At 46.9% G+C, this 6,160-nt stretch carries 4 protein-coding genes; 1 reads left to right on the top strand and 3 read right to left on the bottom strand.

The window, feature by feature from the left end:
- Positions 1–190: 190 nt before the first annotated feature.
- A complete protein-coding gene (locus ACLR2L_RS18050; protein WP_413370149.1) occupies positions 191–2,125 on the bottom strand; it encodes an acyltransferase family protein in 1,935 nt (644 codons plus the stop codon).
- A gap of 440 nt (positions 2,126–2,565) precedes the next feature.
- Here ACLR2L_RS18050 and ACLR2L_RS18045 point away from each other — a divergent pair, with 440 nt between their 5' ends.
- Positions 2,566–3,759: a flagellin gene (locus ACLR2L_RS18045; protein WP_413370147.1), complete on the top strand. Its 1,194-nt coding sequence runs from the start codon at positions 2,566–2,568 to the stop codon at positions 3,757–3,759.
- 137 nt (positions 3,760–3,896) lie between these two features.
- On the opposite strand, the gene guaA is transcribed toward ACLR2L_RS18045, so the two are convergent.
- Both guaA and ACLR2L_RS18035 read right to left on the bottom strand, forming a co-directional pair.
- On the bottom strand, positions 3,897–5,474 hold the full coding sequence (gene guaA, locus ACLR2L_RS18040) for a glutamine-hydrolyzing GMP synthase (RefSeq protein ID WP_413370145.1): 1,578 nt from the start codon (positions 5,472–5,474) through the stop codon (positions 3,897–3,899).
- 72 nt (positions 5,475–5,546) lie between these two features.
- On the bottom strand, positions 5,547–6,160 hold a 614-nt coding region (locus ACLR2L_RS18035; protein ID WP_413370143.1), incomplete at its 5' end, for an IMP dehydrogenase.

Here is a 6,160-nt window from a genome sequence, read left to right as displayed (position 1 = left end):
GCTTAAAAATCGCACTACTCTCGGTGGTGTAAAAATTTCTGACAGACTTAAAATACAAAGACAATCTAAAGAAACAACTAAACCCTTTATTTTTCATAACGTTAAAAGAAAGTGAAAACTTACATACAGAATGCAGCCCAAGTATTTAACGTGTTTATTGTAAAACTCGCTGTTCGGATAACAGAGGCAACTAGATATCCAGCGCTTCAAAGATATACGGAGCAACATAACGCGAGCCAAATACCGATAAATGGCTCTGGTCTTTATAAAGTAACTTGTCATTAACCACTGCAGTGCACTGGCCGTTTTCACAGAGTATTGAGGCTAAATCAATCACGGTTACATTTGGGAACTGCGCGGCGACAGAAGCAACTACCTTGTTATATGTATTCACCAACTCATTACTTCGGTGCTCTTCTTCACTTTCAATACACGATTCCCGCTTGGAATAAAGTGGTAGGCGACTTTTCAGGCATCGATTTGGCAAGGACTTTAAAAAGGGATTATCCAGCACGATAAGCACTTGCTTGTCTTTTTCCTGCAGCTCCGTCAACGTGCGTTGAAACCCATTGGCCAGTATCTCCTGGTAAGATTGAGAATGCGGCAAAATAACATCTTTAATAGAGGTATCACAGCGCGGAGAATGCGCCAGCACAACACTTTGTATATGGTCGCTTTCCAATACATAGTCCAGTGCCTGGCTGATAAGTTTATGCCCGTTCTCCCGCATAGTTGCGACTTCGGCAGTATTCTGAACAATGTAACCGGATGAAACACCCCTTAATGGCGACTGACAGGACGCTGGAAACAAGGCAACACTATGCCCCTTATCAGATGCCACTTCAGCCAAGCCATCAAACAAATGACCCGCATGAGAATCACCAATAACAGCAATCGTATTGTGAGTTTGCTGGAAACGGCAGGTGTTGTCGTTGAGTTCGTTCCATTCGGAAAAAATCTGGCTACATGTTGCGGCAGTTAAACTTTGGCTGAATTTTTCTGGTGTTATGCGGGGATAATTAGAGACAAATGAAAATGCAACTAACGCAGCGCCAGTTGCAACCACGGCAGATGCCGGCACAAATCTGCTCACGACAGACCTGACTGAATAAATCTGACGACGAACGCCTTTCTCTATCAGATTGTAGGTTAACCAGGCTAGCAAAACAGATAACGCAATGGCACATACCAACTCAAACGTACCAGGCTCGCTCCCTTTTAATATGCGCAGGAAAGACAGTACTGGCCAGTGCCAAAGGTACAAAGGATAACTGATCAATCCTGCCCAAACCGCTAACGGATTGCTCAGTAACCAGCGGTTGAATAATCCCCCCTCGCCGGCAGCGATAACACAAATACTCCCCACTACCGGTAACATTGCCCAGTAACCGGGAAACGCCGCAGTTTTATCGATGACCAGATAACCACCGGCCAGGCACAATAGTCCTATCACAGAGAGCGAATTGGCAACCATTGGCTTTATCAACGTAACCCTGTTGTATTTGAATAGCACCCACGCCAACAGGCTGCCTGCCAGCATTTCCCAAAACCGACCAAAAGGCAAAAAATAAGCCCCTGCCGATTGGCTATTTACCAACACCAGGTTTGCTGCAAACGACAATATGATGCAAAGCACTATCACCACTGGCAAAGCCCGGCGCCAGGTGAGCAATATCAGACAAGGCCATAACAAATAGAATTGTTCTTCTACTGCCAGACTCCACAAATGAAGAAGAGGTTTTGTTTCTGCAGCGGTATCGAAATAACCCGCCTCGCCAACCAGTACAAAATTAACAATAAAGCCCAGACCACTTAACGCATGTTTGCCAAGTAGCTGAAATTGGTTGGCAGATAACGCAAACCAGCCGAATACCAGGCAACTGATTAGTACCACCAGTAAGGCCGGAAAAATCCGCCGGACCCGACGTGCATAAAAGTCAGCGAAAGAAAACGAATGCTTCGCACAGTCGGCAAATAAAATGCTGGAAATCAAAAAACCACTGATGACGAAGAAAACATCTACCCCGGTAAACCCACCAGCCATTTTATGGGGAAACGCATGAAACAACACAACACCGCCAACGGCCAACGCTCGCAGTCCGTCGATATCTGCACGGTACTTCATTTCTAATCCATTAGTATAAGTCCATTCCCTATCCAGAGTACCCTATGTCACATATTCTGCAACGATCAAATTTGTAAAAACACTGTAAATACAAAGACTAAAAATGAATAAGCCAAGGAGCTTTAACAAATGTAATCAATCGATTAAGTTCTGCAGAACCCCGCCCTCGCCCCATCTGCGTATAGTAAAAGAAATTGATATCGGGTATTTGCTGCAGTCTACTTTTAAACAACAGCTTAAATAGAGCAAAAAACAAACAAAAAACAGAATTTCAATGATTTACTAAATATTTACACTTACCTGCCGATAGTATGTTGACCACCAGTTTTGAGAGGCCGGTGTAATAATGAATAAATTGATTAAAGTAAGTAGATAAATGACCAATTTACCTGCTTCGCTTTGCCTTTTATCAAATTCATTAGTTGTGTAGAAGGACCATCATGGGGCTGTATGTAAACACCAACGTGGCGTCGTTAAACGCCCAAAGGCAGTTGTTTGAGTCAGGTAATACACTGAGTAAAGCGTTTGAACAATTGTCGTCCGGCTTTAGAATAAATAGTGCTGCCGATGATGCAGCTGGCTTACAAATATCAGACAGGATGACCTCCCAGATTCAGGGACTGAACCAAAGCGTTCGCAATGCGAATGATGCCATCTCATTAGTGCAAACCGCCGAGGGCGCATTGGCAGAAACCACTGCCAACTTACAGCGCCTGCGCCAGCTATCTGTGCAAGCACAGAATGGGATTAACTCCGATTCGGATAAAAATGCGCTGCAAAAAGAAGCGGATGCTCTTCTAAGTGAAATTGACCGAATCGCAAACGCGACCCAGTTTGCCGGTCAGGATATTCTGCAAGGTGCGTTTAGTACGGCTTTTCAGGTTGGGGCGAATGCCGGGCAACAGATTAGCGTTGGATTAACCCAGTTTTCCGGGGCTGGATTTGGCCTGTCGGGGTTAGGAATTAATGGATTGAGTCTCACCGGCTCAGGGATCAACCCTGATGATGTCACAGGCGCATCTGCGTTATCAGCCAATCAGGTGCTGTTTAACTTTCAATTTTCAGGGCCTGCAACGTCAGGAACTTATAGCTTCGCCGTATCCAACGATGGTGGCGCTTCCTACAAGGAAGTGACGGTTTCACTCTCAAATAATATGGCAGATTATGCTGCGAATAATGCTGCGGTGCTAAATGCAGTTAATGGTGCGTTAGGCTCGTCAGTACTAACCATTGAACCCTCATTTTCACAAGTTGCAGTTAATGGTAATCAGCCTAATTTTCGCATGGCAGCGAGCTCTGATAACCCGGCTTATCCTAACTCAGGCACATCAGGTACCTATACCGATTCAGGTTCGGGAAGCGGTACCAGCCTGACGACCATCGATGGTGCAATTTCCAGAATAGGCTCAGTGCGTGCAGAACTCGGTGCAACGCAAAACCGTTTTCAGTCAACCATTCGCAACCTGTCGACTATTTCAGAAAATCTAAGCAGTTCACGCAGCCGGATACGCGATACGGATTTTGCTTCGACGACAGCAGAACTGACCCGCAATCAAATTATGCAACAGGCTGCCACTACTGTGCTTGCGCAGGCTAATCAGAGGCCGCAGACTGCACTGTCGTTACTGGGTTAGTCAACTAACGTGCTGATAAAGGCATTCATAATATACACGCTTTACTATTATGAATGCCGGAACAGCAGAAAGCCTTGCATCGCAAGGCTTTCTATATATTGAATCAACGATTAATCAGTAGCTTACTACCTGATGATTTATTCCCACTCAATTGTTGCCGGTGGCTTTCCAGAAATGTCATACACTACGCGGGAAATACCGTCGATTTCGTTAATAATGCGGTTCGACACATTACCCAGGAAATCGTATGGTAAATGCGCCCAGTGTGCTGTCATGAAGTCGATGGTTTCTACCGCCCGTAGCGACACAACCCAGTCGTACTTTCTGGCATCGCCCATTACGCCTACCGATTTAACCGGCAGGAATACGGTAAATGCCTGACTGACTTTGTTGTACAAATCGGCTTTGTAAAGCTCTTCAATAAAGATCGCATCGGCGCGACGCAGTAAATCACAGTACTCTTTCTTGATTTCGCCCAGTACGCGTACACCTAAACCTGGTCCTGGGAACGGGTGGCGATACAGCATGTCGTAAGGCAAACCCAGTTCCAGGCCAATTTTGCGCACTTCGTCTTTGAACAACTCGCGCAATGGCTCTACCAGGCCAAGTTCCATGTCTTCAGGTAATCCCCCCACGTTGTGGTGAGATTTGATCACATGCGCTTTGCCGGTTTTCGAACCCGCAGACTCGATTACGTCCGGATAAATCGTGCCTTGCGCTAACCATTTTGCATTAACGCGCTTACTGGCTTCTTCGTCGAATACGTAAACAAACTCATTACCAATCACTTTGCGCTTGGCTTCTGGATCTTCTACACCAGCCAGTTTAGCCAGGAAACGTTCTTCGGCATCCACTTTGATGATGTTCAGGCCAAAGTGGTCACCAAACATATCCATTACCTGCTCGCCTTCGTTTAAGCGAAGTAACCCGTTGTCTACGAATACACACGTCAGGCGGTCGCCGATTGCACGGTGTAACAACATAGCGGTTACGGAGGAGTCTACCCCGCCCGACAGACCAAGAATGACTTCGTCGTTACCCACTTGCTGTTTGATGCGCTCGATCGCGTCATCGATAATGGCACCGGGTGTCCAAAGCTTTTCACACTTACAAATATCCAGCACGAAATGAGACAAAATCCGCATGCCCTGATGGGTGTGAGTGACTTCCGGGTGGAACTGAACGCCGTAGAATTGTTTTTCTTCGTTTGCCATGGCGGCATGTGGGCATGATGGCGTAAGCGCAACGGTTTCGAATCCTTCCGGGATCGCGATAACTTTATCGCCATGGCTCATCCATACGTCCAGTAAGGCATTGCCGTTCGCATTGAGGTGATCTTCAATGTGCGCCAGTAATGCGCTGGACTTGATCACTTCCACTTGCGCGTAACCAAATTCACGCTTGTCTGAGCCCTGTACCTGACCACCGAGCTGTTGCGCCATGGTTTGCATGCCGTAACAAATACCCAGTACAGGCACGCCAGCTTCGTATACATATTCAGGAGCGCGTGGTGAACCCGCCTCAGTTACCGATTCCGGACCACCAGACAGGATGATACCCGTTGGATTAAATTCTTTAATCTGCTCTTCGCTGACATCCCATGCCCAGAGTTCACAGTACACACCGATTTCACGCACGCGGCGGGCAATTAGTTGAGTGTATTGCGATCCAAAATCCAAAATAAGAATTCGATGCTTATGGATGTTTTGTGTCATGGTTCTCGCCTTCCAATAAAAATAAGCAGGCTGGTTTAAAAACCAGCCTGTGAATATCGCTTCGGGATGTACTTAGCCTAAACGGTAGTTAGGCGCTTCTTTAGTAATGCTTACGTCGTGAACGTGTGACTCGCCCATGCCCGCTGCGGTTACACGCACAAATTGCGGCTTAGTGTTCAATTCAGGGATAGTGGCACAGCCGGTTAATCCCATGGCCGAACGCAATCCGCCCATTTGCTGATGAATGATATTGGCAATAGGACCTTTATACGCCACTCGGCCTTCAATGCCTTCTGGTACCAGTTTCTCGGCGTTGTCGCTCTCCTGGAAGTAGCGATCAGATGAACCGTTGCGCTGATTCATGGCACCTAATGAACCCATACCGCGATACGATTTGTAGTAACGTCCCTGATAAAGTTCTACTTCACCCGGCGCTTCTTCGGTACCAGCCAGCATGCTGCCTACCATTACGCAACTCGCACCGGCAACCAGTGCTTTAGCGATATCACCAGAGAAGCGAATACCACCGTCAGCAATTACCGGAATACCGGTGCCTTCCAACGCGGCAACCGCATCAGAAATCGCCGTAATTTGCGGTACACCACAGCCAGTAACAATTCGGGTTGTACAAATTGAACCTGGGCCGATACCTACTTTCACCGCATCAACGCCTGCTTCTGCCAGTG

The organism is Alteromonas sp. AMM-1, from assembly GCF_047290655.1.
Classification (GTDB): Bacteria; Pseudomonadota; Gammaproteobacteria; order Enterobacterales; family Alteromonadaceae; genus Alteromonas; species Alteromonas mangrovi.
The sequence above is the reverse complement of the archived record's forward strand: the minus strand, read 5'-3'. Positions and strand labels throughout refer to the sequence as shown.